This is a genomic window from Microbacterium sp. (assembly GCF_031988965.1).
In the GTDB taxonomy this organism is placed as follows: domain Bacteria; phylum Actinomycetota; class Actinomycetes; order Actinomycetales; family Microbacteriaceae; genus Microbacterium.
Genome location: NZ_DALZXX010000295.1, coordinates 1 through 1,159 on the forward strand (window position 1 = coordinate 1; position 1,159 = coordinate 1,159).

Sequence of the window (1,159 nt, forward strand, 5' to 3'; positions counted from 1 at the left end):
AACGCCGCGGCCTTGATACCGGGCGCACGCAGCGCGCGCACACCGGCCTCGGTGCCGTAGATCGTCTGGAAGACCCCCTCGGGAGCACCCGCCGCAGCGAGCGCATCGACCACGACGGCGGCCGTCGCGGCCGAGAGATCGGGATGCCCGTGATGAGCCTTGAGCACGACGGCGTTGCCCGCGGCGAGCGCGCTCGCCGCGTCGCCGCCGGCGACCGAGAACGCGAAGGGGAAGTTGCTCGCGGCGAACACGAGGGTTGCGCCGATCGGCTCGAGCTGTCGACGCAGGTCGGGGCGCGGGGCGCCCATCGGCCATTCGGCGTCGGCGTGGTCGATGCGGGCGTCGAGCCACAGCCCCTCGGGCAGCATCTCGGCGAACATGCGCAGCTGGAACGTGGTGCGGCGCAGCTCGCCGCGCAGACGGGGCTCGGCGAGGTTCGTCTCGCGCTGCGCGATCGGGATCAGTTCGTCGGCGTGCTGATCGAGAGCATCCGCCGCGGCGACGAGCGCACGACCGCGGTCGGCGATCGCGGTGCGCTTCCACTGCTCGGATGCGCGCACGGCGAGGTCGATGATCTGGTCCACGCTGTCGTCAGACGTGTCGTGCATGGTCATGACTCCTCCTGGTTCGGGTGGTGCGGCACCAGCGCGGCGAGGTCGCCGAGCGAGACGGGCACGCCCACCTGTCGATTGGTCAAGGATTCGAGGGCGGGGGCGTCGACGACGCTCCCGGTGCCTGTGGCGACGAGCTTCGAGAGGGCGAATCCGCACACCCGTCCCTGGCACAGGCCCATGCCGGGGCGGGCGGTCACGCGCACGTCTCTCGCATCGTCGGCGCGAAGGCCGTCGACGGCATCGGTCACCTCGGCGGCGGTGACCTCTTCGCACCGGCAGATGTGCGTCTCGGGAGTCAGCCATTCGTCCCACGCCTCGGGAACGGGGCTCGCCCGATGCATGCCGATCGCGAAGCGCCGGCCGCGCCGCAGACGCCGGCGGTGTCGCGCCATGGTGCGTCGGTCGGTCGAAGCGCCGAGGTCCTGCGCCACCGCGGATCCTGCGAGCTCGCCCTCGGCGCACGAGGCGATGGCGCCGCCGATGCCGGTGACCTCGCCTGCGGCGAAGACCAGGCGATCGGACGAGCGCATGTCGTCGTCGACGTC

2 protein-coding genes are annotated in these 1,159 nt (G+C 72.1%); both read right to left on the bottom strand.

The features are described 5' to 3' along the window. The coding region (locus RTM68_RS18880; RefSeq protein ID WP_312173870.1) for an aldehyde dehydrogenase family protein at positions 1-614 on the bottom strand (614 nt) is incomplete at its 3' end. After that, positions 611-1,159: (2Fe-2S)-binding protein (locus RTM68_RS18885; protein ID WP_312173872.1), on the bottom strand; the 549-nt coding region annotated here is incomplete at its 5' end. The genes RTM68_RS18885 and RTM68_RS18880, both read right to left, overlap by 4 nt.